This is a genomic window from Acidovorax sp. KPB24-03 (assembly GCF_057546605.1).
Genome location: NZ_BAAJYR010000777.1, coordinates 1 through 928 on the forward strand (window position 1 = coordinate 1; position 928 = coordinate 928).

At 70.3% G+C, this 928-nt stretch carries 2 pseudogenes; one reads left to right on the forward strand and one right to left on the reverse strand.

Features of this window, described 5'->3' with window-relative positions:
* A pseudogene (locus tag AC27KI_RS25930) lies at positions 1 to 246 on the forward strand (DUF1987 domain-containing protein); the annotation flags it as partial.
* Here AC27KI_RS25930 and AC27KI_RS25935 read toward each other — a convergent pair.
* A pseudogene (locus AC27KI_RS25935) lies at positions 238 to 928 on the reverse strand (TIGR03915 family putative DNA repair protein); the annotation flags it as partial. The pseudogenes AC27KI_RS25930 and AC27KI_RS25935 overlap by 9 nt on opposite strands.

Below are 928 nucleotides of genomic sequence, written 5' to 3' on the forward strand. Positions count from 1 at the left end.
CTCTACATCGCACCGACCCCCAGTTCACCGGAGGTGGACTTCAAGTTCGACGCCCATACGCTGAGCTTGCGCGGCGAGTCCTACCCCGAGAATGCCGCGGCGTTCTATGGCGACGTTCTCACGCAGCTCAGGGCCTACCTGGCCGGGCAGGTGGACACCAAAATCGAGGTGAGCATCGCGCTCGCCTACTTCAACAGTTCGAGCACCAAGATGCTCTTCAACCTGATCGAGGCGCTCAGCGATGCGCCGGCGCGGCACGGTGCCAGGCGCCTCCACCATGCGCGTGCTGCGGGCCTGCGCCGTCTGCGCGAGTTCGCCGATCAGCGTGGCCTCGGGCAGGTTCTTCCAGTAGCGCGTGGGCATCTCCTTGCGCATCATGTCCAGCTTCAGGCGCGCGGGGTTGAAGATGTTCCGGTAGTAGGTGAGCCACAGCGCCTCGCCCGCATCCGGTGGCGGCGCGTCGCTGCGCTGCCGCCGCCGGGCCCCGGTGCAGCCGCTGGCCGTCCCAGCGCACGCTGGCGTCCGGCGTGAGGATGGCCCAGCGCATCTGGGTGAAGCGGCGCGCGAAGAACGGCGCGTTGGCCTCGGTGATCCAGTGGTCCGGCTCGAACCAGGCGATGTGCAGCGTGCCGCCGTCAGGCTCGGGCACTGGCCGGAACCGCACGAAGGCGCGCATCTTGTGCATGTCGCGCTTCACGGCGCGGTCCAGGTGCTGCAGCCGCAGGCGGTCGGGGTCCAGCGGGTCGTGGCGCAGGCCCGGCTCGTGCGCGAGCCGCCACAGCAGCCGGTACATCAGCGCGAAGCGGCCGGGGTCGCGGTGCAGCACCACGCGCTCGCACCGCTGCAGGAACTCGCGTGGCACCCGCAGCGGGGAGGCGGGCGGCGGTGCATCGGGCGAAAGGGGTGCGCCCGGGGCGAGTGTCCGTTG